Annotated in this window: 1 protein-coding gene; it reads right to left on the bottom strand. The window is 27.8% G+C overall.

What is annotated here, in order from left to right; translation table 11 throughout:
* A partial coding sequence (locus tag VQ048_RS12705) for a hypothetical protein (RefSeq protein WP_442872830.1) occupies positions 1 to 393 on the bottom strand: 393 nt, incomplete at its 3' end.
* Positions 394 to 417: the final 24 nt, after the last annotated feature.

Consider the following 417-nt stretch of genomic DNA (forward strand, 5'->3'; position numbering starts at 1 on the left):
ATTTTCTTCAAAGAGCTTTCTTTTTAGTTCTGTGAAAATTGATTTTTTCCTTAAAGTTGGACAAATAAAAACTAAAATAGAATTTTCTTCCAATCTTTTCAAGTACGAAATTGGTTGATTTTCAGTTAAAGAAGCCCAAAATTTCGCTTCAATTATCAACACCTCTTTTCCTAAATTATTAACTCCAGAAATGTCCGTTCTTCCCAAATCCTTTTTTGTAATTTGATTAGAGTATGTTAACTCCGGAACTTCAATTTGAGTTTTATAGAACAAAAAAGATTTCAGATAACTTCTTGCAACTTTTGAATTTTGAAGAATATATTTTAACCCTTCAGAAGCAATATCTTCTTGAGAAGATTTTATTTGTGTATAAAACTTTGCGAGTAATGACATTTATTAATTTTTAGGAAGTCTTCC

The sequence above is a fragment of the Bergeyella anatis genome (assembly GCF_036016955.1).
Lineage (GTDB): Bacteria > Bacteroidota > Bacteroidia > Flavobacteriales > Weeksellaceae > JAYWXI01.